Origin of the sequence: Clostridium neonatale (genome assembly GCF_900465025.1) — a bacterium.
GTDB classification, from domain to species: domain Bacteria; phylum Bacillota; class Clostridia; order Clostridiales; family Clostridiaceae; genus Clostridium; species Clostridium neonatale.
This window is the reverse complement of record NZ_UICR01000002.1, coordinates 17,065-42,408: the sequence shown is the minus strand read 5'-3', so window position 1 is coordinate 42,408 and position 25,344 is coordinate 17,065. Positions and strand designations below refer to the sequence as shown.

Sequence of the window (25,344 nt, the reverse complement as noted above, 5' to 3'; positions counted from 1 at the left end):
TATTATTTTACATATGTCAGTTTTTTATGCAAATTTATATACTTATAGATAGAAATTTATAATGCTTACTTTAGTCTTAAATATTGTTGTATTTTATATAAGCCTATAAAAAATAGCAATATAGCGTTAAATAGATATATAATCAATTAATAATTTGACAAACTATTAAAAAAGTAATAATATTATTAATGATTTTAAAAAAGAGAAATTATTCTTTTATTTATTAATTTAAGGGAGATGTTAAAAATGAATGGATTGTCTATAGTAGGTATATCTATAGTAGTATTAGTAATTGCTTATGTTACTTATGGAAGATACCTTGCTAAAACTTGGGGAATCGATCCAAATGCTAAAACACCTGCATATACTAAGGAAGATGGGGAAGATTATATTCCAACACCAAAAGAAGTTGTTTTCTCACACCAATTTTCATCAATTGCAGGAGCAGGCCCTGTAACAGGACCAATTATTGCAGCAATGTTTGGATGGGTACCAGTATTACTATGGGTACTTATTGGCGGTATATTTTTTGGTGCAGTACATGATTTCGGATCATTGTATGCATCAGTTAAAAATGAAGGTAAGTCTATCGGTGGACTTATAGAGCAGTATATAGGAAAAACAGGAAGAAAGTTCTTTTTCTTATTTGCTTGGATATTTACATTATTAGTTATTGCAGCTTTTTCAGACATAGTTGCTAATACTTTTAATGGATTTGCAAAGGATGGTTCATTAGTCACACCTAATGCAGCAGCAGCATCTATATCAATGTTATATATTGTTGTAGCTATGATATTTGGATTATTTATAAAATATAAAAAACCAAGCCAGATACTTCAGTTTATTATAGGAATTATTCTTTTTGTAGGAATGTTATTTGTGGGAATTAAATTTCCATTATACTTTGGAAAGTCAACTTGGCTTGTTGTAACTTTTATATATCTTTTTTTGGCATCAATAACACCAATGTGGCTTTTAATGCAGCCTAGAGATTATTTAAGTACATTTTTACTTATTGGAATGATAGTTGGTGCAGTACTTGGAGTTGTTGTTGCAAATCCAGATATGAATTTACCTGCATTTACTGGTTTTGAGGTTAATGGTAAGTATTTATTTCCAACATTATTTGTAACAATAGCATGTGGTGCTGTTTCAGGTTTTCATAGTTTAGTGTCATCAGAAACTTCATCAAAACAAGTTAAGAATGAAAAGGACATGCTTTTCATAGGATATGGAGCTATGCTTATTGAATCATTACTTGGTGTTGTTGCACTTGTTGTTGTTGGATATGCAGCAAAAGGTGGACAAATGCCAGAAGGAACACCATTTTCAATATTTGCTGGAAATGTAGCGGGGTTTTTGGGTCTTCTCGGAATTCCTGAACATGTAGCGTCTTGTATCATGACAATGTGCGTATCAGCATTAGCACTTACATCACTTGACTCAGTTGCACGTATTGGACGTATGTCGCTTCAAGAGTTATTTAGTGATGATAGTAAAGAAGTAAGTGGAATTGCAAAATTAATGACTAATAAGTACTTTGCAACAATACTTACATTAGCACTTGGTCTTATACTTTCACTTGGTGGCTATAATAATGTTTGGCCTCTATTTGGAGCAGCAAACCAATTATTATCAGCATTAGTTTTAATTTCACTTGCAGTATTTTTAAAAACAACAAAAAGAAAAGGATTTATGCTCTGGGCACCAATGGGAATAATGCTTGCAGTTACTTTTACAGCATTAGTACAATCTATTCTTGGTATTGCAAAAAAAATAGGGGCTGGAGAATTTGTATTCCTTACTGATGGATTACAATTAATATTTGCAATATTATTAATTTGTCTTGGATTTATGGTTGCAGTTTCATGTTTCAAGAAACTTTTTGGAAAAGGTGAAAAAGAAACTGGTAGTGCTTCAGCAATAGTGTAATGAGTTTATTGTGTTGTAGAACAAAATTAAATTATATAAATACTATTTTAAAATAAACTATAGAAGTTGGCAAAAAATAGATGATATTTATTTTTTTACCAGCTTCTTATTATGTTATGTGAAATTTAGAATTGCTTAATAAAATAGGTGAAAAAGTAAATTAATATATTTTTATATTTATAAAATATATAAACTATTAAAAAGTTATTATTTTTAAAACAACTAAATTATATATTTAATCATAATTTTATAAATATAATCTATTAATTACAGCTTGGCTTGGTGGACATATAATTATCTTCTTATATTTTAAATAGTATGAAAATTAATCTATAAAAAATATAATTATGTAAATAATATTATTTATAATATGAAAATAAGAGAAGAAAATTAGGAGAAGCCTAATGAACAAATTATTTTATAGATTAACAATAATTACAATTACTATAGCGCTAGCATTTATGAATTTTAATATATTGACAAGTGAAGCAACTATAAAGAATGAAGAATGTAGAGTTAAATTTATAGCACACAGAGGCTTAAGTTCATGTGCACCGGAAAATACTCTACCAGCATATGTTCTAGCAGGTAAACATAATTTTTATGCATGTGAATGTGATATTCAGGAAACAAAGGATAACGAATTTATTATTATGCATGACGATACTATAGACAGAATGACAGATGGAAGTGGTAGAGTAAGTGATTTTACATTAAAAGAATTGAGAAAGTTCAACATAGATGCGGGAAATAATGTTGAAAAATATAAAAAAATTAAAATTCCAACTTTACAAGAATATTTATATGTATGCAATAAGGAACAAATAAAATCAGTAATAGAAATAAAAAGCTTATCAAAAAGAAACATAAAAAAGTTTTTAAATATTATTAATGAATTTAATGCCGAAGAGAATGTAATAATAATAAGTTTTAATAAACAAATATTAGAAAATATAAGGCATAAAAATTCTAATATAAATATTCAATGGCTTGCTGATTTAAATAAAGAGAATATTGATTTTTGCTCTGAAAATCACATGAATATAGATTCTGATAAAGGAACTGTAACAAAGGAATGTATTGTATATGCACATGATAAAGGAGTTTTAGTGAATGTATGGACAGTTGATGAATCTGAAATGATAAGTACATTAATAAATTATGGTGTAGATTTTATAAGTACAAATAGAACTAATGGTTTTATAGGAAATTCATAAAACAAATAATGAAAGTAAAATAGAGCAATGTATTTAATTATAGTATATGTATTAAATAAATGTTGTTAGAAAATATGAATTAGAAAAGTATATATTATTACAGCTGATTTAATATCATTTTAAGCGAATTTTATAATAAATATGACATAATGCTGTCAGTTTATAAATGATATATTTAACTTATCAATCATGAAAAGAGGGATAAGTTATGAATTATGAAATTGTAAATTTAAAAGAAAAGAAAGTAGCAGGATTAAATATTAGGACTAATAATAATGATCCTAATATGAACAAGAGTATTGGAGAACTTTGGAATAAATTTTTTAAAGAAGGAATCTTTACAGCAATTGAAAATAAAATTAATGACAAAACTATAGGATTGTATTCTGATTATGAAAGTGATTATAATGGAGATTATGATATGAGTGTAGGTTGTGAAATAAGTAATGACGAAAAGATTCCGACTGGTACAATATTAAAAATAATACCTGCTGGAAATTATGCTAAGTTTGTTGTAAAAGGACAAATGCAAAAGGCAGTATATGAATTTTGGCAAAAACTTTGGCAGATGAATTTGGAAAGAGCTTATACATGTGATTTTGAGGAATACATAAATACAGATATTGATAATGCTGAAATTCATATTTATATTTCATTAAAATAATATTATGTTTTAATGGATTACAAATAAGTTTTTAATTATTAGTATTAACGTATTAAAATAGCAACATTGTATTTACAACGGAATATTATTGAGATTAATACGATACTATAAAATTATAATTATTATAGGGAGCTCACATGGATTAAAGAGTTATCAATGTTAAAATATAGGTTATAGTAAAATTTAATAAGAATTATATTTCTATATATTCATGAGAGATTATTATAAAAATTCATAATTTCTCATTTTTTTATATTTTAATAAAAATAAGAAAAATATATTATATTAAATAATCTAAAAATATTTTTAATATGTGAATTTTAATTATGATATAATTATTTTTAGGTATATGAAGTTTGTTTAAGATACTAGATGAAGTAAATAAATATAAAAATTCTCTTAGTTATTGTATGTTAGCAAGAGTGGAGGAAATTTATGATAGATATAGAAAATATAAATTTACGTTTAGAAGAGCCAAAAGATTATAAAGAAGTTGAAAATTTAACAAGAGAAGCTTTTTGGAATGTTTATATTCCAGGATGTGATGAACATTATATAATTCATATTATGAGAAAGTCAGATGCATTTATAAAAGAGTTAGATATAGTAGCAGAGCTTGGAGATAAAATTGTAGGTAATATTGTTTACAGTAAGGCAAAAATATTATGTGATGATAAGACTTCATATAATGACGTTATTTGTTTTGGACCAATTTCTGTTTTGCCAGAATTTCAAAATAGAGGGGTTGGAGGAAGGCTCATTGAACATAGTAAGGAAGTTGCAAGAAAGCTTGGATATCGTGGAATATTAATTTATGGTGATCCAGACTATTATAAGAGATATGGTTTTGTTCCAGCTGAAAATTATGAAATAGGAACTCCAGATGATATGTATTCTGCACCATTACAGGCTTTTGAACTTTACAATGGAGCTTTAAAAAACTGCAAGGGGAGATTCTTTGAGGATGGAATTTTTGAAGTTGACAGAGAAAAAGCAGATGAATTTGAAAAAGGTTTTCCTAAAAAAGAAAAGAGTTCAGATCTGCCAAGCCAAAAAAGATTTATAGAATTAATAAATATGAGAAAGCCAAGAAAATAATTAATTCTAAAATTATAGAAAATTTATGATAATCTCTCACTTTTATTGCTTTGCTCGGAAATATTTAGAAGTTATATAAATTCATGAAAATGCAGAAATTTATATAAACTAAGAAAAGTTTAATAAATTTTAAAATTTAAATAAATATTAAAAAGCGAGAAATTATGAAATTTAAGTAATTTCTCGTTTTTTATAATTTTTTATTATTTCCAATTCACTTCTTACAACATATAAATTAAGCATATTGTTATAATTAAACTAATATTAAAATTTATTAAATATATTTATTAATATAAAATCATCCTATTATATGTGATAATTTAATCATAAGAAAATTAAAATATAGTTGACTTTAACGTAACGTCAAACAGTATACTTTAATCAAGCTAGCGGATAGATATAAATTGAAAGGAGTATTTAAATGTTATCTATAGGGGAATTCTCAAAAATATGTCATGTGACAACAAGGACTTTAAGACATTATGATGATATTGATTTAATAAAACCAGTGAAAATAAATGGAGAAAATAATTATAGGTTTTATGAAGTAAGCCAGGTAAGAATAATGCTTTTAATAAACAGATTAAAAAATTATAACTTTTCACTTGATGAAATAAAAGAAATACTTATAAGAAATGATTTAGAATATACAAAAAATAAAATTAAAGAAAAAAGAGAAGAAATAAAAGAAATACTTAATAAATATAAAAATATTGAAAAATCAATAAAAGTAGATTTATTAAATTTAGAGAAGGGATATGATATTATGTCATTTATTGAAAATATAGAAGTTAAAATTATTAATGCAGAGGATATGAACATTTTAAGCAGCAGACAAATTATGAAAGTAGATGAGTATGGAAAATATATTGGAAAGTTATTTGAGATAGTAGCAAAAAATAAATTAACTGTAGCTGGAGCACCAATGTCTATATATTATGATGGTGAATTTAATCCGGAAGAAAATGATACAGAAGTAGCACTTCCAGTTAAAGAATCAAATGAGTTTACAAAGGTTCTTAAAGGAGGGATATATGCAATGACCGTAGTAAAAGGACCATACTCAGAAAAGCTTCCAGAAGGTTATGGAAAAATGGTTGAATATATTGAAAACAGTGAATATGAAATATGGGGACATCCTTATGAAAAATATATTAAGGGACCTATGGACGGGGAAGAAATAATAACAGAAATTTATTTTCCTATTAAGAAGAAATAATTAAATGTACGGATAAATTTTAAATCCTTATCGACATTATGATAATATTACATTTTTATTATAGAAAAATATTTTAAAGAAAGGTTGGTAAGGATTTTAAATCTAAATTAATGATTTTTTGGTAATACATATTAAAAACAGGATTATTTAAATGGAAATATTGAGAGGTAAGTTTATGAAACATGAATATAGAAAACATGAAAAAGGGTTATATCTACCTAAAACTAAGCCAGAGTTAATTACTGTGCCTAAACAGAAATTTATAATGATAGATGGAAAAGGCGATCCTAATAGCAATAGCTTTGCAGAAAAGGTTGGTGCATTGTATCGTAAAAATAGTTACGACAGATTTTCATGCACTAAGAAGCAGAATTATTGCTAAAAGACATGGATATTCTAATGTAGATAATTATTCTAGTGCTACTAAGTGGTATCTTATACCTATTAGTTATGTAAGAGAAGGATTTGCTATGGTAAAAACAGTTTTATTTGATAAATAGACTTTATAATCAATTAAATGTCTATTTAGGTGTTTTGATGCAATTAAAATAATGTTTAATAAAGTAATGTTTAGATTATATAAACTCCTGAACATTCAAATTCAGGAGGTAGTATTTTTATTAAATATAAAACTATAAAAAATGTGGAATTTAAATATAGAAGCATCAAGTATGTTAATCTTATAATCGAAAAGACTTAAATTATAAAGTTAAGATAATTTATTTATATTGTTGAGGAAATTATGAATAAATTTATAGAAGATTAGATACTGAAACAATATCTGAGAACATATTTTTTAATTATTTAATATACTAACTGTAGTACTTAAATAAGGATAAGAATAATATGCCAAACAGAAATAATAAAGGGAAAAAAGTAGTTATTTCAAGAAGTAGAAAAGAAAAAAAGCCAACAATGTTATTAGAAGTAGCAAAAGATGAAATTTTAGGAGAATCCAAAGAGGGATTTGAAATTATAAAAAAGATAAGAAGATTTGGAAAGTATTATGCTCTTGTAAAAAGAAATTAATATTTAATTTATGTATTTTTAAAAAGTGGTTAATGATACTAGTTAATAAAATAAGCTACTAAAGATGATAATTATAATATAAGTTGAAATACTTATATTGTAATTATCATATATATCTGATATAATCATAAAAGAAAATTTAATAAATGTCAGTTCGAAAGCCTCCTGACTTTAAATAAAACTACGGTCAAATAATAAAAGAATTTTATATTTTTTAAAATTCTTAATTTTTGTGTGTTTATTTGTCGTAGGTAATATTAACCTACGATTTTTTTATTTTTGATTAAACTATATTATTGTAAAATCTACACTTAATATATTTTTTATGGAATAATGTATGTATTAATTTTATAAAAATAAGAAAAGGAATGTATGAATAATAAAAAATAAAAATTATCAGCATACTACTTTTTTGTATATGTGTGAAGAGCAGATATCTAAAAATAATCATACTATTTTTTAAAAATTTTTATTAATACTTAGAATTTAAACACCAAATATTAAGTACATGCAATTTTTATAAAGTTATTATCTATATAAGAATAAATAACCTTATGACTGCTTAAGAATTGACAGTAGAATTTAGGAGGAATCCATTTATTAAATTACACTTATTTTAATTTATGGAGGTATTATTTTATGGATAATAAAAAAAAGACAGTACAAAGATTAGCAAGGACAGCAATAATTGCAGCACTTTATGCTGTTATAACATTAGCATTAGCACCTATAAGTTATGGAGCAGTACAATTCAGAGTTTCAGAAATAATGGTACTTTTAGCTTTTTTTGATCCATTTTATATTGGTGGACTTACTCTTGGATGTCTGATTGCAAACATATTAGGTCCTAATGGAATAGCTGATATTATTTTTGGTACCATTGCGACATTCATAAGTGTTTATGCAATATCACTTACAGGAAAGTATATTAAAAATAATACAAAGTCACTTGTTATTGCATCACTTTGGCCTACTATTTTTAATGGATTAATAATAGGATGGATGCTTAATTACCTTTATCAACTTCCTCTTGTACTTTCAATGGGTGAAGTTGCAATTGGAGAATTTGTTGTCGTAACAATAGTAGGTGTTCCAGTAGTTAAAATGATTCAAAGTAAATATAAAAAATTATTAGTTGTAAGCCAATACTAATAAAAATAATTTTGTAGAGATATAATAATTCTGATAAAAGCTAAATAGAATTATTATATCTTTATTTTTATAAAATTATTTACGCAACTTAATAAATAATGAAATATTTGCATTAAACAATGTAACAATTAATAGAACTATTTAATTTTAAGAATAATAGTAAGAGCTGTCTAAGATGAAAATTTAATTTTTATCTTAGATATTTTTTTATTAATAATTTAAATTATTCTGGAATTGATAATAGTGTGTATTTTGTAAAAGAAATAAAAATGGTATAATTATTTTTAAGAAATTAGTTGATAATAAAGTTAATACGACATAGGGAGGATACATAATGGACAGAAATAAGGTGACTAATATTAAAACACTAAACAAAACTAGATTTTTAAGTTTTTATGAAGCAGAATATGAAAATAAAAAAGGTAATAAGAGAACCTGGATGATTGCTTCACGAAAAAAAGATGAAGATTTAAAAGAAAAATTCTTTAATGGGAAAAAAGATAAAGATGATGCAGTGGTAATAGCAGCACTTCATAAACCATCAAATAAGCTTGTAATTATAAGACAATTCAGAATCCCAGTTAATGATTATGTTTATGAGCTTCCAGCAGGTCTTATTGATGATGGAGAAGAAGCAAAGAATTCGGTTGTTCGTGAATTAAAAGAAGAAACAGGTCTTACTGTTACTAATATAATGGAAAATGGAAAAGGTAGACTATATTTATCTCCAGGTATGACAGATGAATGTGTTAGTTTAGTATTTTGCGAGTGCGAAGGTGAAATAGACACTGATGGATTAGAAGATGATGAGTGCATTGAGCCAATGATTATTTCAAGAGAAGAAGCAAAAAAAATAATTTCTGAAAATAGTAATATGGATATAAAGTGCTTTCTTTTACTACAAAGTTTTGTGATTTTAGGAGAAAAGCTATTTGAAATTTAAAATGTAATTAAAGGGAATGATTATAGTTCATAGATATTTAAAAATATATTTATACTATTTTAGTTTCTTCAGATTTTCGTAAAAATGCTTATAAATTTTATGAGAAAATGGGATTCGTTGATGGTATAAGAGTATTTAGAAAACTTTATACTGAAATATAATTAAAAGGTGAAAAAAATGAAAGCTGTTATATTTGATATGGATGGGGTAATTATTGATAGTGAGCCAATACATTTTGAAGTTGATATGCAGACAATGAGAGAGTTTGGTGTAAATATTTCAAAAGATGAATTAAATAAGTATGTTGGAACTACCAATGAATATATGTTAAATGATCTTATAAATAAATATAAAATACAAAAATCTATTAAGGAAATATTAGAATACAAAATGGAATTAACAATAAGGAGAATAAAAGAAACTAAAATAAATGCAATTTCAGGAATACCTGAATTGTTAATAAGTTTAAAACACAATAATATAAAGACAGCAATAGGATCATCATCACCAAAAGAATTAATAATTACAGTTATAGAAAAGTTTCAGTTAGGAAAATATTTTGATTGTATTGTAAGCGGTGATGAAGTAAAAGAGGGCAAGCCAAAGCCAGATATTTATTTAGAAGTAAGTAAAAGAATAGGTGTAAATCCAGAAGAATGCATTGTAATTGAAGATTCTAGAAATGGAGTTTTAGCTGCCAAAAACGCAGGGATGAAATGTTTCGGTTTTAGAAATGTAAATTCAGGCAATCAGGATTTATCTAAAGCGGATATTATTGTAGATTCCATAAGAAATATTGATATTGAAATTATAAAAGTATTATAATTGGATATGTGATATATAAATAGAAAATTCGGATATGAAAGGTCTAAATTAGAAGATTTTAATATAAAACAGAACTGAGATTATAATTATTATAGTAAATATTAAAGATATTCAAAATTTCAGAATTAACTCGTATTTTATTTTTTACTGACATAAAATAGTTTCCTATGATATTAAAATCTATCATAGGAAGCTATTTTATTATTTTATAGAGTTTTCTATATAGACTATTTTAATAGCTTAAATTCTATCTTGAACATTCATCTTCATCAATATCTGAGGGATTATCGATTAATGTTGCAAAGTAGTAAGCATGATCATGATTATTCTCATCATTTTTAGTAGTTTCACCTTTAACTATATGAATGTGTTTTCCGTTAGGAAGTCTTAGAGCAGGTCCAGTTGTATCACAAATTTTATGGATATGACCATCGTAAGTGTCTACAAATGCTTCTACTTTATGAACGTGTGATCCTCTGCAAGGAATAGCAGGGCCAGTTACTCCAGCAACTCTATGATTGTGAATTTCACACTCATCATTTTCATCATAATTTGTACTAGTTAAGAATTCATGATTATGAGTTTCATCAGAGCTAGTACAATTAAAAGATCTATTTCTTTCGTTTCTATTATTTGACATTCATTTATTCCTCCTAAGTTCATTTATACTATATATTATGTATTATATGAGATAATGTTACAGAAAAATGAAAAATTAAAAATAGAAACTATCATATGCTTTTGAATTAATGTATAATATACATTAATTAGATTACATACAATGGGGGCTTATATTATGAGTAAATTTTGGAATGAAAAAGTAAAAAACATAGAAGCATATATTCCTGGGGAACAACCTAAGGATAAAAAATACATAAAACTTAACACAAATGAAAATCCGTACCCTCCTTCAGAAAAAACAATGGAAGCAATGAGAAATGCAGTAAATGGTGATTTGAAGTTATATCCAGATCCAACATGTAGTGATCTTATAAAAAAGATTGCAGAATTTTATAATGCAGACGAAGATGAAGTTTTTATTGGAAATGGATCAGATGAGATTTTAGCATTCTCATTCATGGCATTTTTCTCAAAAGATAAAAAGATTTTATTTCCTGATATAAGCTATACATTTTACAAGGTTTATGCTGAATTATTAGATTTAAATTATGAGTTAGTAAAAGTTGATGATAATTTCAATATTCCTCTTGAAAAATTCAGAACACAAAATGGTGGAATTGTTATTCCTAATCCTAATGCACCAACAGCAAAATTTATAGATACAAATAATCTTATAAATATTGTAGAAGCAAATTCAGAAAATGTTGTAATAATAGATGAAGCTTATGTTGATTTTGGTGGGGAAAGCATGGTTAAATATACTAAAAAATATGATAATCTTTTAGTAGTTCAGACTTTTTCAAAATCACGTTCTTTAGCAGGCCTTAGAGTTGGCTTTGCAATAGGTAATAAAGATCTTATTGAGGGGCTAAATAAAATAAAAAATAGTATAAATTCTTATACAATAGATAGAATTGCTTTAGCTGGAGCTAGTGCAGCAATTGACGATAAAGAATATTTTGAAATAACTAGAAATAAAATAATTAATACAAGAATAAAGACAATAGCTAGACTCAAAGAAATGGGATTTATAGTACTTGATTCTAAGGCTAATTTTATTTTTGCAAGGCATAAAGAAGCTAAAGGTGAGTTTCTTTATAAGGAACTAAAAGATCATGGTATACTTGTAAGATATTTCAATAAAGAAAGAATAAATAATTATTTAAGAATAACAATTGGAACAGATGAAGAGATGGAAATATTAATAAAGAAACTTGACGCTATACTAAAACAAAAGGATAATTAAATCATAACATAAATATAGGATGTAGAAAGTTTAGAGTTAAATAACCGAAATAAAGCTCTCAGATTCGGCTCGCTTGCTACAAAAATGAGACTAAGAATTTAAACATCAATGATTGTGCCCAAAATCGTTTGCTCCAATGTAAAATTGGACAAACAATTTTGGAACAATCATTAATGTAAAAATTCTAAAGCCTCATTTTTGAATGCAAGGCACCGCCGAACGTGCAATGTCGTCAACTTAAGTAATTTGTAAATATAAATCACGATTATTTTTAGATGATATATTTAAATTTCTTCTAAAAAATGGTACACTAAATAAATCCACTGGTTAAAGTGAATTTTGAAATATGCAATTATTTGTAATTTAAATGCATGATTTTTTATTGTGATGATGCTTTTTCCTTGGATGTTTGTTTTTTCGCTCACGAGAACGATTGGGACGTATTTGTGAGCGAATTTTTTTAGATTTTTCTAATATTATTTCTAAAATTTTTCTTGTTAATTTAGCATTAACTAATAAATTAATAATTCTATTAAAAACTTGCCCAAGTATAAAATTTCGATTTGCTTGATACATTGATTTTAAATTCTTATCTTTAATTTCATCTGCTATCGCAGCATCGGCCTCATCTTTTATAAGAGCTACAACCATTGATAAATAAATAGAAACAAAAAAGTCTTGTTCTATAGAAATTGGTTTTGTTCCCGAAAATTCTTCTATCTGAATACTACTTTTTAACTCTTTGTATTTACTTTCGACTCCCCATCTAAGGAAATACAACTCTTTAAATTCATCATATTTAATGTTTTCATCAAAAATATTAGTGACTAATATTTCTGTAATGTTGTTTGAAAGCTCTATTTTTATAACACGCAATTTTCTGTATTTTCTCTTTATTTTATATTCCAAAATACAATCATTGGAATCAATATTTTGTACTGTTTTAAATGATGATGGTACTCTCATTAAGAAAAGCATATTTTTAGTATCTAAATAGTCAAACATCTCATAAGAAGGGTATCCTCTATCAAATATTACAATACTGTTTTTTGATAATTTTTCATTGTTGATTTGATCTAGATGTTGTTTTGCTAATTCTCTTTCACTAGTTTTAAATTTAGTTATTGAAGCATCAATTATAATATCATTTAATATATCATATAAGGCTGATGCCGTCGCAACTGCTGTTTGAGTTTTATTTTGATTTTTACTTACTCCAAAGTATTTACCACATTCAATAGTATCAGGAACTTGTATAGATGTTCCATCAACTGCAAGAATATTAAATCCATGCCATTTATTCAATTTCTTTTTTGAATTATAAAAAGAATCAACAAATAATCTACATAGTTCTTTAAAGGCTTCAGGTGAAATATTTTGTCTTGCTTTAGAAAATGCTTGCTTTGATATATTAGGAAAGTTTAAACATGTATGATTTTCAATAAAATTATCTATTTCTAAAGGTATAGACTTTCGTAATACAGAACAAATTAAATAAACTACATTAGAAAACGATAGTTTTCTTTTCCTTGAAAAAGAATTTCCTAAACTATATGACTGCTTATATTCATCTGAAACAATTAATTTATTTGTTCGTTTTAAAATTTGTGATAGTAATTTAATATTTTTCATAAAATCAAACCTCGCTATAAATTTAATATCTATAGCGAGGCTGCATTTTTTTACCTATTGTCAAGTGTTTTTTATTAAATTTTCTATATTTTCTTAAGTTGACGACATTGGCCGAACGTGAGAGCTTTATTTCTTTGTTTCATCTAAATTTATAGTGTCAATATTATTTTTATAAATATATTTTTAAATTAAGGAAGAGTTATTTATATATGTTAAAGATTTAGAAAGTTAATATTTTATTATTTTTTAAAATGTATCAATTTATAAATATAGGAATATATATTCTTAAGAATGTGCACTTATAAGAAGAGCAGCTATGCTGCAATTCGGATCTTTTCTTATTTATTGGGGATAGGAGGCTTTTCTAAGTAATCACATAAACTAGTACAATTGATTGCAAACTCTATTTTAGGCTGAAATATTTACGCAATCGAGCATATCATATATTGATTTTCGGTTGTTATCCACTAAACTTTGATTCTATACCCTTTATTTATATTTTAATGTCATCAGCTATAAAATTTTTAAAAATATCTAGAATAAACTTTAATTTTTTCTTGTGTTTGTAGAATTTGCTATAAAATGATATACTTTATAAGTAAAATGCTTATGGGGGGATTGACAAAATGAAAAATAATAAAGTAAAAATAATTGTTTTATTAGCGTTAGCTGTTGGAATTAGTGGTGTACCAGCAATAGCACATGCAAGTGAAAAAGATAATATTGCTGTTACAGAATCAGTATATAAAATTAAGTCAGATGAAAATTGGCTTACAGAAGAAGTAGCCAAGCAATTAGGAAAATCAGGAGAGACTCTTACTGAAAATGATTTTAAATTAATTAAGAAAATAGACTTGAATAATACGAAAATAGATGATAAGTTTCCAGAAGAAATAACATTGTTAACAAATCTTGAATATTTAAATTTAAACAACACTAAACTATATGGAGAAATTCCAGAAGAATTGGGTGAATTAAAGAAACTTTCATATCTAGATCTAGGGTGGAACAAACTCACAAAGATTCCTGAAGAAGTTGAGAATAAGATTATAAAAGGAACTTATACATATTGTGATGTAAGTGATAATAAGTTTGATCTTAATAAAGGATGGCATTTTTTAAAAGGAAAATGGTGCTATCTAGATAGAAATGGTGATCCTTTAACAGGAGAACAAGACATAGAAGGACAAACTTTTTACTTTAAAGAAGATGGAACTGTTAGAGAAGGATTAGAGGAGAAAGATGGAAAAACATATTATTATGATAAGACAGGAATTGCCCAAAATGCTTGGAAAGCTGTAAATGGACAATGGTTTTATTTTAATGAAAATGGAGAAATGCAAAAAAGTACAATGCTCTCTCTTAACAATAAAAAATATTGTGTAGATGATAATGGTGCTATGGTTAAAGGCCTATATGTATATGATGGAAAGAGATACTATTTCAATGAAAATGGAGAAATGCAGTATGGATTTGTAACTTTAAGTAATAATGAAGAATATTATTTTAGACCTGAAACTGGAGAGATGGTTGTTAATTCTGATATAGTTGTAGGTGGCAAAAAATATAGGCTTGATATTAATGGAAAAATAACTAAAAATATGTGGATGAGTGATAGCTTATATATTCAACCTAATGGACAGTATGCAACTATAACATCTACATATTCTCATTCAAATGTTAATTTTAGATTATTTAAATATATGACAAACATAAATAATCAACAAAGTGTAGATAAAAGAGCAGTTGAGCTTCATGATGGAAGAACAGATAATAATTGTGTTTATTTTGCATCAGAAGCACTTAGAAGAATAGGATTAAGTATTCCAAACAGTATGTGCAATACTTATCAGTTTGAAAATACACTAAAAAATTATGGATTTGTATCATGTAGTGATTTATCATATTTAAAACCAGGGGATATAGTATTTACTAATAATTATTCACATGTATTTATATTTATGGGGTGGGATACTGATGGATATGCGTATATAGTAGATAATCAAAAATATAATTATGGAGATCAAATACTTCATAGAAGAAAAATTTATGAAGATACATCAATTTCAGATAGATCTACACATTTTTACTATTATCCTAATTAACATTTTTATACTATTTAAGGGGCTTAGTCAAAATAATTATATAATTTTGATGCAGCCTCTTTTGTAATTATTAACCGAATTTGACTTTATTTCTAATATTGGTATTTTAAGATATTCATTTTACAAATAGAACATAGTATAATTATTAAAAATAATATTAAAAATAATACAATTATAGAATAAATTAATTAGACGGAGGAAAGCTATGAAACTAGACATTGATAAAGACTATTTATTAAAAACAGCAGAAGAAATATTAAAATTTAATAGTCCAACAGGATTTTGTTTTGATATTATAGAAAAAATTAGAAATATATCAGAAGGATTTGGATATAAGTTTGAGACAACTAATAAAGGAAATGGCATAATTACAATAGAAGGATTATCAAATGAAAAGGTCATTGGTCTTGCAGCACATGTGGATACATTAGGTGCAATGGTAAGATCAATAGCAAGTAATGGAACTTTAAAATTCACTAATATAGGAGGACCTATAATTCCAACTTTAGACAGTGAATATTGCATTATAAGAACAAGGGAAGGAAAGCTATATACAGGAACTTTTTTAAGCACAAGCCCTGCAGTGCATGTTTTTGAAGATAGTACTACTAAAACAAGAGATTTAAAAAATATGGAAGTAAGAATTGACGAAGTAGTAAGATCAAAAGAAGATGCTATGAAATTAGGAATATGTCCAGGAGACTTTATATTTATTGATCCTAAAACAACAATTACAAAAAGTGGATTTATAAAATCAAGATTTATTGATGATAAGGGCAGTGTGTCGTGTCTTATGGCACTTTTAGAATTATTAAATAGGAAAAATATAAAGCCTAAATATACAACAAAGATCATAATATCAACATATGAAGAAGTTGGGCATGGAGCATCATATATACCTGAAGATATTACAGAAATGATTGCAGTTGATATGGGGTGTATAGGTGATGATTTGAGTTGTACAGAATATGATGTATCTATTTGTGCAAAAGACTCAGGAGGTCCATATGATTATAATATGGTAACTGACCTTGTTAATTTAGCTAAAAATAATGAATTAAAATATGCTGTAGATATTTATCCAATGTATGGTTCAGATGTTGGTGCTGCACTTAAAGGCGGAAATAATATTCGTGGAGCGCTTATAGGACCTGGAGTTTCAGCATCACATGGTATGGAAAGAACTCATATAAGTGCACTTGAAAACACTATAAAATTAATATACTTATATTTAACTAAATAGAATTTTCTCAGCATTAAAATTAAATTTATCAAAAATTTCGTCAAAAATAAATTTTAATAGTTATATTTTGTAGATAAAGTATTATAATAATATAAAAGGAATTTATAGAAATTTTTATTCATAATCTAACGAAAGAATAGGTGAATATACTTGGAGATTAAAAAGATGACAGAAGCGGCTATGCTGTCAGCTGCATTTGTAGTTTTGAGTGTTATATTTATTGGCACGGGTATGGGGTATTTAGGGTACATAGATTTTATTGTCCCTGTATTGATTGCTGTAATATACCTAAGATGTGGTTTTAGATATACAATTTTATCAAGCATAACATCATTAATGCTAATTGTATTTGCAATTGGAGATCTGGCATCTGCTATATTTATGAGCCAAAGCATGATTTTTGGTATCATATCTGCCTTTTTGGTTTCTAAAAAAGAGAGTATATTGGATGATCTTTTTTATGGGTCAATATTATCATTCATAGTAATGATATTTATAGATTTTAATTTTTCCAAGATAACAGGCCAGAGCATTATAAAAGGAATAGAAAGTGAGCTTTCATATGTTGCAATATTAGGTGAAGAAGTAAAGAATGCAATATTTTATTTGTCGATAATATCTCTTCCAATTGGAACTATGATGCTTACGTATATTTTTACTTTATTTCTTGGAAAAAAATTTAGATTTTTAGATGAAGTATCAAATAAAAAGTATATAATGATAAGAAATTTTAAAAGGTATGGTTCATTAATATCGTGTTCAAGGAAAAGTATATTTATTGGCATTATAGGCATATTGACTGGTATTAGTTTTTTAAACATAAGATTCATAAAACCTATTGCATACTGTAGAATCTTTATAAAATCTACAGTATATGTTATGTTATTTTTCCTAATACAAGATAGTATATCATTGATCAATAAAACAGTATATTCTTTAAGTCATTCTAGAGTAAATACATTAGTTGTCCAATTAATTTTATTATTTAGCTTAGTAAAATTTTTCAAGATTTCATCTATAACACTCATTGTGTGTAATTTATTTATAGATAAAGTTTTTACAATAAGAAAGAGACAAAATGAATTTTTAGAAAAATATCTAAAAATTGAAGGAGGAATTTAAATGAAAGCTTACGAACGTTTATTAAAATATGTGAAGGTATATACTACATCAGATGAAAGCTCAACAACTCATCCAAGTACTAAAAGACAATTTGATTTAGCACATATTCTTGTTGAAGAAATGATTGAATTAGGCCTTAAAGATTGTAGGGTAGATGATAATGGTTATGTTTATGGATATATAGAGCCAACTAAGGGATATGAAGATAAAAAAAGTATTGGGTTTATATCACATATGGATACAGCACCAGCAGCGCCAGGTGAAAATGTTAAACCACAAGTAATAGAAAATTATGATGGGGGAGATGTTTTATTAAAAGGAGCAAATAAATTTTTGAGTCCTGAAAAATTCCCACACCTTAAAAATTTAAAAGGCAGAACACTAATAACTACAGATGGAACTACACTTCTTGGCGCAGATGACAAAGCTGGAATTTCAGAAATATTAACAGCTTGTGAAAGAATAATTAAGGAAAATATTCCTCATGGAAAAATATGTATTGGTTTTACACCAGATGAAGAAGTTGGCAGAGGTGCAGATCTATTTGATGTTAAAAACTTTGGAGCAGATTTTGCATATACAATTGATGGTGGAGTAGAAGGTGAGCTTTCATATGAAAACTTTAATGCTTCTTCTGCACAAGTAGAAATAAAAGGTGTTAGCGTTCATCCAGGATCTGCTAAAAACACTATGATAAATGCTTCAAATGTGGCTATAGAATTTAACTCAATGCTTCCTTCTGGTGAAAGACCTGAGTACACAGAAAACTATGAGGGATTCTATTATTTGGAAAAATTCAATGGCAGCACTGAAAAAGCAAGCATGAATTATATATTAAGAGATCACGATATGAATAAGCTTCAAGCTAAAAAAGACACTTTATTATTAGTAGAAAAACTTTTAAATGAAAAGTATGGTGAAAATACAGTTAAGGTAACAATAAAAGATCAATATAAGAATATGGTTGAGCATATTAAACCATGTTTTCATTTAATTGAAAATGCTAAAAAGGCCATGGAGACTCTTGGAGTTGAACCTATAGTTGAACCAATAAGAGGAGGAACAGATGGAGCAACATTAAGCTATATGGGTTTACCATGTCCTAATCTTGGAACCGGTGGGCATGCTTTTCATGGTGAATATGAGCATATAACAGCAGAAGCAATGGATATATGTACTAATATTATTTTGGAAATAGTTAAGATATATTCCGTATAATTTAAATGAAATATAGAGGTTTTAGTATAGAAGTGCAAATAAATAATTGTAAAAAATTATTTATTTGCACTTTTAATTATTTTATCTAAACTTTTTTATATGTATATAAAAAGTTCAGATAAAAAATATTTTAAGGTTTGAAAATGTTTAAATTTAATTATAAATTAATAATAACGTTTCCAAAATTATTATTAATAATAAAAAAAAAAAATATAACAATGTGTTAAAAATGAAACTTATCTTAAGATATGAAATATGACAAAGTTAAAAAAATATATATAATTATTATTTATGAAATAGTTAGCATACTAACTATTTGTATCCTAACTAATATTTGTGGATTGGAGAATAGAAAAATGGATGAGAAAACTACAATAGATTCACTGGAAATAATATCAGAAATGGCAAAAGTGTCAAAACTTACAAATAAAATTAATGATAAATTCTATAAGAGATTTAAATTAACAAGAATACAATTTACAGCATTGGGTTTCTTATATGTTGTAGGTGAAACAGGATATAGTTTATCTGAAATTAGTGAAAAATTAGATATAACTAAGCCAAGTGCAAGTACATTAATTGATAGAATGGTTAAATTATCTATGGTAGAAAGAGTTTCAAATAAAGAAGATAGGAGGAGAATTAGAATAATAATAACCTCATACGGAAAAGAAATAATGGAGGAAGCTTTAAAACTTAATGAGGAGTTCAAAAAGAAAAGTTTAAGTTTTTTAACAGAAGAAGAAAGATTAACTTTTTATAAATTATTATTAAAAATTAAAAATAACTTAATTAAAGATTATGAAGAATAAATCTTTGGAGGGATTACTTGTATGAAAATAAAAAAAATCAAATTAATATTAACACTAATAATTTTAGTAAATTTAGTCACAGGATGTAGTTTACCACTAGCAAATATTACAGGTGATCAAATAGTAGAGGGGCAAACAAATTTAGTAGTACAATCTAATGTGTCAATGGATGAAAGTAATATAAATTCCTTGGCAGCTGGAAAGATTAAAGAAGTAGATGTCTCAGAAGGTGATATTGTAAAGAAAGGACAAGTACTGGCTATAATAGATAGTGATGCAATACTTGCCCAAAAGCAAGCAGTTGAAGCATCAATTGAAACTATTAAAGCACAAATAGCAAGTGCTGAGGCTGGTAAACGAGCAGCAGAGGCAAAACTTCAAGACACTAAAAATGGGACAAGGGAGCAGCAGCTTGATCAGCTAGAAAATGCATACAAACTAGCACAGTCTGATTATGATAGAGTAAAGGCTTTATATGATATTGGGGCTAGTACAGAAGCAGAACTTGAAGGTGTTAAAGCTAAGCTTGATTCTGCTATAGATCAGTATGATCTTGCAAAAGAAGGAGCAACAGCCGAAACAATTGCAGCCGTTCAGGCACAAGTAGATCAAGCAGATGCAGGAATTTCAGCAGCCAAAGGTCAGCTTAAGCAGGCAGAAGCATCACTTGCACAAGTTGAAGTCAGCCTAGGTTATACAACATTAACAGCTCCGGTAGATGGCGTAGTAACAAAGGTTAATGTTAAAAATGGTGATTTGGTTTCTTCTGGTATGCCTGTAGTTGTTGTTACAGAAACAGCTAATCCATCAATTACATGTAATGTTAAAGAAACAGAGCTTTCAAAAGTTAAGTTGAATCAAGAGGTTAGTATAAAACTTTCTGGATATGGAGATAAAGCATTTAAAGGAAAAGTTGTTCAGATCAATAAAAATGCTGACTTTGCCATGAAGAAAGCCACAAATGATAATGGAGATTTTGATATATTATCATATGGGGTAAAAGTTGAATTCAAAGATTTAGAAAAACTTGATATTGATCTTCATGCTGGAATGACTGCATTTGTGGACTTTGGAAAGTGATGTGATTAGTATTATGAAGGCAAAAGTTAAATGTTTTTTTGAAAAGATTTGTAATTATAAAAATAATATTATAATTAAAGTTAAAAAATCATCAGTCTATAAAAGCAAAATATTCAAATATTTTGGACATGCATTTCAATATTGTTATGAAAAAATCATTAAACATAAGCATATGATTATTCCAATTATAATACTTTTTGTAGTTTCAATAGGTTTAGAAGTATGTTTAGGAAGTGAATTTTCAAAACTTCCAATTGCTAATGTGCCAACTGTAGTGGTAAATCATGATACTTCAGAAACAACACAAAATTTAGTTGATATGATCTCTCAAAATGATACGTTTAATGTTATCAAATATAGTGAAAATAATAATGATATAAAAGAACTTATAGATAAGGGTGAAGCAATGGTAGGAATATTAATTCCAGATGACTTTTCAGAAAACATTCTTAATGGACATGAAGCAAAGATAATGACCTTTTATGATGGTGCTTTAAGTTCTGTTGCAAGTACTAGTAAAGGAAAAATCGCAGAAGTATTAAATACAATAAAAAGCGGTTATCTTATGAAAATTGCAGAAGGAAAGTTCAAAATGACACCGCAAATGGCAAAATCATTTGTTGCACCTCTGGGCTATAGTTATAGATTACTAGGTAATCCAGCTAATAATATGGCAATCTTTATGCTTCAAGGGTTAGTATTAACAGGAGTACAAGTTGGAATCGCAGCTGTTGGAGCATTTATATGTGAAAATAAAAGTATTCTTAAGCTTATTATGAAAGGAATTCTAGTCGGTATAATAGGAACAATATGCTCTTTTATATGCGTAGCAATATCAGTTAAACAGTTTTATATGCCATATAAAGGTTCTATAATAACAGGATTAGTATTATCTCTGCTATGTAATATTGGAAATGCATTTATAGGAATATTTTTTGGAATGTCAGTTAAGAGAGATGATAAAGAAGGACCTATTTCATCTTGCAGTTTAATATCACTTACAATGCTTTTAGCTGGATATACTTTTCCTGTTATGGCTATGCCAGAAATATTTAGTAAGATAGAAAAATGGCTTCCCAACAGTCACTATATAATACCTCTTAGAGAAATATCACTTTTAGGAAATCAAGCTTATGGTATCTCAAGTCACATTATATGGCTAATTAAATTTATACTAGTTATGATATTCATTACTTCATTAAAGTTTTTTATGGAAATAATTTCTTTAAAGAAAAAAGCAGTTGTAAAAAGTGAGGTGGAAGTGTAGTGAATATATCAAAAATATTAAAAGAAGAATTTGCACGTGTAATTTCTGTATTAATAACACTTTTGGTACCACTTATATTAATATCATATGCATATAAATTAGTTTATATAAATGATATACCTTATGGAATATGCAATAATGATGATTCAGCATTATCAAGAAATATTGTTTCACAGATTGAAAATCATCCAGGATTAAATGTAATTTATTATACAGATTCGCAGGAAGATTTGCAGAAGGCCATACAGGAAAAAAAGATAACTGCAGGAATGATAATACCAAAAGATTTTGGTAATGATGTAAGTTTAAGAAAATCACCTAGTGTATTATTTTTAATAGATGATACAAACATGATGATTGGAGGAAATGCATTATCATATGCAGGTACGGTTATTGGGACATTAAATGCAGGTGTTCAAATGAAAATGATGCAGGGATATAACATGTATGCAACTAATATAACATCAACTATGGGAACTTTTTCTTATGTAGAACGTTTATTGTATGATCCGACTGGAAGTTATATAAGAAATATAATGTATACATTAATACCATTGGTACTTCAAATGACATTCATAACAAAATTCATAATTCCTTTATTAAATGAAAAGAAAAAGGAACTTACATCAGTTAATATTAAGTCTAGGGAGACTGTATATATAATTTTAGATATAATACTTAGAATAATAATAATGTCAATTGGATGCGTTGCTGCAAGTTTTATTGTATTATTAATAGGTCGTAAGATGTTTTTTTTGCCATTAAGAGGGGATATATTTATATACGCTGGAATAATGTGTACATTTTTATTTAGTTTAATAGGTATATCATTTTTTATTTCAGCTATTGTAGACAATACCGCATTATTTTTACAAGGATATCTTATGTTTAACTCAGCATTTGTACTTTTATCAGGAGTAACTTATCCCCTATATATGATGCCCAAAAAACTGGTTGCTTTTGTAAAGATGTTTTTGCCTCTTGTACATGTTGCAATACCGCTAAAATTTTTGAATTTAAAGGGTGCAGGCTGGGATGCAGCCATTCCTGGAATATATGGCAGTTTGAGGTTCGGAATTATATGGCTTATTATAGGGATTATATCATTTACAATTAAGATTATGATTATGAAAAAAAAGAAAAATATAGATGAAAAAGAAGAGAATGACACAAAAATTCAGTCAGAAATAAATGAAAAAGAACCAGTATTTACTTTAGAGTAAGCTTATAAAAATATTTTTTAGAAGGTGGCAATAAATGAAAAAGAATATAAGTCTTTTAATAGCTTTAGCATTAAGTGTAAGTTTAGCTGGAGGAAATTGTATTAGCGTTTCAGCAATTGAAAAATCTGATTTTAATGTAAGTACAAGCAATAATATAGGCGTTTCAGTTATTACATTAGACAGAGCAATTGATGCTGCTATTAGCAATAGTGATTCATTAAAATTAAAATCAAAAGAAATTAAATATTATAAAGATAAATTAAAGCTTCAAGAATATTCAAATGACTTTTATGAAGATATCAATGATGATGACATTGATAATGAATTATTAGAGTTTAGTTATGATAAATTAGAAATTCAAAAAGATCAATCTGAAGCTACAAAAAATTTTCTTAAAGATCAGATAACTGCTGATATTACAGATAAATATAATGCAATAATCCTAAAAGAGATAGAAATTGAAAATTTGAAGAAAAGTTTTGAGATTAAAAATAATGAATTATATTATTTAAAGGCTAAAGTACAAATAGGAAAAGCCAAAAGTAATGATTTAGAAGATAAAGAAATAGAAGTAAAATCTTTAAAGGATAGTATAACAGCCAAAGAAAATTCTTTAAGCATAAACAAGGAATATTTTGGTGTATTAACAAATTTAAATACATCAAATTGTATTTTTGATAGAAGTGTTAATTATAATAAATTTAAAATTGATGGTTCTATTGATAATTATATAGATGAGAAATTAGATGAATATTTGCATTATAATGAAGAAATATTAAATCTTACAGAAGATACATTTAATGAAGTTAAAGATGATGGAGTAGATGATATCCTTGATGAAGATCCACCAAGTGTACCAGACAAAGCAAAATATGTTTCTACAGAAACTGATGAAAATGGAAAACCTACTGCAAGTTTTAATTATGGTGGATATGCATTAGGGATGATGGAATATCAAAGCAAGATAGAAAGTTACATAAAACATTTGCAAAGATATGAATCTTATCTCGATGGAAAATATTCGATTGATGAAGGAAAAGTTAAGCTCGAGGATTCTAAGAAAAAATTAAAAAATGGATTAAAAGAATCCTATGCTGCATTACTTGATTTAGAAAATACAATAGATAATTTAAGTGATACAGTAAATTCAACAAATAAAAAATTAGAATTTGCAAAAGCAAGCGTAGAAAATGGATTAATGACAGAAAATGACTACAATTCAAAAGTTTTGAGCGCAAAAGATCTTGAAAGTAATCTTAGAAAACTAGTAAATACACATGATAAGCTTAAGAATAATATAGAAAAACCATGGACACTTAGTAGTAATTAAAGCATATAGACTGTTGAAAAGAGATCTTATAGTATCAAAAGTTATAGAAATTTAATTGTATTAGTATTATTTATAGAAGAAAATTTATTAAATATCATCAATTACGTATAATAGAATAAGAAATACATTTTAATGGAATATAGTTAAAGGTGATGATCGAATGAAAAAATGCTTATTTTGTAAAAAAGAATTAAAAGATAATTTTATCACAAATAAGGTAGATACATTTTGCAGTGAGGAGCATTATGATAAATTTTTAAAATCTCTTAGCAAAGAAGAGTATATAGAACTTCAAAATTCATTTTGCGTATGCAGCGATGAATAACACTATTTGAAATTTAATAAAAAATAAGAATATATAATTAT

23 protein-coding genes and 1 pseudogene are annotated in these 25,344 nt (G+C 26.6%); 22 read left to right on the top strand and 2 right to left on the bottom strand.

The window, feature by feature from the left end; genetic code table 11:
- Positions 1–246: 246 nt before the first annotated feature.
- The 11 genes and pseudogenes from CNEONATNEC86_RS11785 to CNEONATNEC86_RS11740 all read left to right on the top strand — a co-directional run bounded on the left by CNEONATNEC86_RS11785 (position 247) and on the right by CNEONATNEC86_RS11740 (position 10,079).
- A complete protein-coding gene (locus CNEONATNEC86_RS11785; protein WP_159116408.1) occupies positions 247–1,932 on the top strand; it encodes a carbon starvation CstA family protein in 1,686 nt (561 codons plus the stop codon).
- Positions 1,933–2,336: 404 nt separating this feature from the next.
- Positions 2,337–3,149 (top strand): glycerophosphodiester phosphodiesterase, encoded by an 813-nt coding sequence (locus tag CNEONATNEC86_RS11780; RefSeq protein ID WP_058295116.1) that lies wholly within the window; start codon positions 2,337–2,339, stop codon positions 3,147–3,149.
- A 208-nt stretch (positions 3,150–3,357) separates the two neighbouring features.
- Positions 3,358–3,813 (top strand): GyrI-like domain-containing protein, encoded by a 456-nt coding sequence (locus CNEONATNEC86_RS11775; RefSeq protein WP_058295117.1) that lies wholly within the window; start codon positions 3,358–3,360, stop codon positions 3,811–3,813.
- A 435-nt stretch (positions 3,814–4,248) separates the two neighbouring features.
- The gene (locus tag CNEONATNEC86_RS11770) at positions 4,249–4,911 is read left to right on the top strand and encodes a GNAT family N-acetyltransferase (protein ID WP_159116407.1); all 663 of its coding nucleotides are present in this window, start codon (positions 4,249–4,251) and stop codon (positions 4,909–4,911) included.
- 421 nt (positions 4,912–5,332) lie between these two features.
- Positions 5,333–6,130, top strand: a complete 798-nt coding sequence (locus CNEONATNEC86_RS11765) for a MerR family transcriptional regulator (protein WP_159116406.1) — start codon at positions 5,333–5,335, stop codon at positions 6,128–6,130.
- 175 nt (positions 6,131–6,305) lie between these two features.
- Entirely contained in the window at positions 6,306–6,512 is a 207-nt protein-coding gene (locus tag CNEONATNEC86_RS11760) for a hypothetical protein (RefSeq protein WP_159116405.1), read from the top strand.
- Positions 6,460–6,630 (top strand): annotated as a pseudogene (locus tag CNEONATNEC86_RS21555) (YdcF family protein); the annotation flags it as partial. The gene CNEONATNEC86_RS11760 and the pseudogene CNEONATNEC86_RS21555, both read left to right, overlap by 53 nt.
- A gap of 346 nt (positions 6,631–6,976) precedes the next feature.
- Complete coding sequence (locus CNEONATNEC86_RS11755) at positions 6,977–7,159, top strand: hypothetical protein (RefSeq protein WP_058295122.1); 183 nt, start codon at positions 6,977–6,979, stop codon at positions 7,157–7,159.
- Positions 7,160–7,798: 639 nt separating this feature from the next.
- Positions 7,799–8,311 carry a QueT transporter family protein gene (locus CNEONATNEC86_RS11750; RefSeq protein ID WP_125148146.1) on the top strand — a complete coding sequence of 171 codons (513 nt, stop codon included), beginning with the start codon at positions 7,799–7,801 and terminating at the stop codon, positions 8,309–8,311.
- Positions 8,312–8,645: 334 nt separating this feature from the next.
- A complete protein-coding gene (locus tag CNEONATNEC86_RS11745) occupies positions 8,646–9,254 on the top strand; it encodes an NUDIX hydrolase (RefSeq protein ID WP_125148147.1) in 609 nt (202 codons plus the stop codon).
- Positions 9,255–9,431: 177 nt separating this feature from the next.
- Positions 9,432–10,079, top strand: a complete 648-nt coding sequence (locus CNEONATNEC86_RS11740) for an HAD family hydrolase (RefSeq protein WP_058295125.1) — start codon at positions 9,432–9,434, stop codon at positions 10,077–10,079.
- A gap of 247 nt (positions 10,080–10,326) precedes the next feature.
- On the opposite strand, the gene CNEONATNEC86_RS11735 is transcribed toward CNEONATNEC86_RS11740, so the two are convergent.
- Positions 10,327–10,719: a YmaF family protein gene (locus CNEONATNEC86_RS11735; RefSeq protein WP_125148148.1), complete on the bottom strand. Its 393-nt coding sequence runs from the start codon at positions 10,717–10,719 to the stop codon at positions 10,327–10,329.
- Between the two features lie 156 nt (positions 10,720–10,875).
- On the opposite strand from CNEONATNEC86_RS11735, the gene hisC reads away from it, so the two are divergent.
- The gene (gene hisC / locus CNEONATNEC86_RS11730; RefSeq protein ID WP_159116404.1) at positions 10,876–11,946 is read left to right on the top strand and encodes a histidinol-phosphate transaminase; all 1,071 of its coding nucleotides are present in this window, start codon (positions 10,876–10,878) and stop codon (positions 11,944–11,946) included.
- A gap of 363 nt (positions 11,947–12,309) precedes the next feature.
- Here the strand turns inward: hisC and CNEONATNEC86_RS11725 are convergent, their stop codons facing one another.
- A complete protein-coding gene (locus CNEONATNEC86_RS11725) occupies positions 12,310–13,578 on the bottom strand; it encodes an IS4 family transposase (protein ID WP_125147759.1) in 1,269 nt (422 codons plus the stop codon).
- A gap of 626 nt (positions 13,579–14,204) precedes the next feature.
- On the opposite strand from CNEONATNEC86_RS11725, the gene CNEONATNEC86_RS11720 reads away from it, so the two are divergent.
- The 10 genes from CNEONATNEC86_RS11720 (at position 14,205) to CNEONATNEC86_RS21275 (ending at position 25,303) form a co-directional block, all read left to right on the top strand.
- Positions 14,205–15,683, top strand: coding sequence for a cell wall-binding protein (locus CNEONATNEC86_RS11720; protein ID WP_125148150.1), 1,479 nt, complete (start codon positions 14,205–14,207; stop codon positions 15,681–15,683).
- Positions 15,684–15,888: 205 nt separating this feature from the next.
- Positions 15,889–16,926 (top strand): M42 family metallopeptidase, encoded by a 1,038-nt coding sequence (locus CNEONATNEC86_RS11715; protein ID WP_159116403.1) that lies wholly within the window; start codon positions 15,889–15,891, stop codon positions 16,924–16,926.
- 150 nt (positions 16,927–17,076) lie between these two features.
- The gene (locus tag CNEONATNEC86_RS11710; RefSeq protein WP_125148152.1) at positions 17,077–18,048 is read left to right on the top strand and encodes a YybS family protein; all 972 of its coding nucleotides are present in this window, start codon (positions 17,077–17,079) and stop codon (positions 18,046–18,048) included.
- Positions 18,049–19,266, top strand: coding sequence for a peptidase T (pepT, locus tag CNEONATNEC86_RS11705; RefSeq protein ID WP_125148153.1), 1,218 nt, complete (start codon positions 18,049–18,051; stop codon positions 19,264–19,266).
- 356 nt (positions 19,267–19,622) lie between these two features.
- Positions 19,623–20,078: a MarR family winged helix-turn-helix transcriptional regulator gene (locus tag CNEONATNEC86_RS11700; RefSeq protein ID WP_125148154.1), complete on the top strand. Its 456-nt coding sequence runs from the start codon at positions 19,623–19,625 to the stop codon at positions 20,076–20,078.
- A 21-nt stretch (positions 20,079–20,099) separates the two neighbouring features.
- On the top strand, positions 20,100–21,158 hold the full coding sequence (locus tag CNEONATNEC86_RS11695; RefSeq protein ID WP_058295134.1) for an HlyD family secretion protein: 1,059 nt from the start codon (positions 20,100–20,102) through the stop codon (positions 21,156–21,158).
- A 13-nt stretch (positions 21,159–21,171) separates the two neighbouring features.
- Entirely contained in the window at positions 21,172–22,425 is a 1,254-nt protein-coding gene (locus CNEONATNEC86_RS11690; protein ID WP_159136083.1) for an ABC transporter permease, read from the top strand.
- A complete protein-coding gene (locus CNEONATNEC86_RS11685; protein WP_125148157.1) occupies positions 22,425–23,648 on the top strand; it encodes an ABC transporter permease in 1,224 nt (407 codons plus the stop codon). The genes CNEONATNEC86_RS11690 and CNEONATNEC86_RS11685 overlap by 1 nt, the downstream gene beginning before the upstream one ends.
- Positions 23,649–23,682: 34 nt before the next feature.
- Positions 23,683–24,978 (top strand): TolC family protein, encoded by a 1,296-nt coding sequence (locus CNEONATNEC86_RS11680; protein ID WP_125148158.1) that lies wholly within the window; start codon positions 23,683–23,685, stop codon positions 24,976–24,978.
- Between the two features lie 160 nt (positions 24,979–25,138).
- A complete protein-coding gene (locus CNEONATNEC86_RS21275) occupies positions 25,139–25,303 on the top strand; it encodes a hypothetical protein (protein ID WP_185738679.1) in 165 nt (54 codons plus the stop codon).
- The last annotated feature ends 41 nt before the right edge of the window (positions 25,304–25,344 follow it).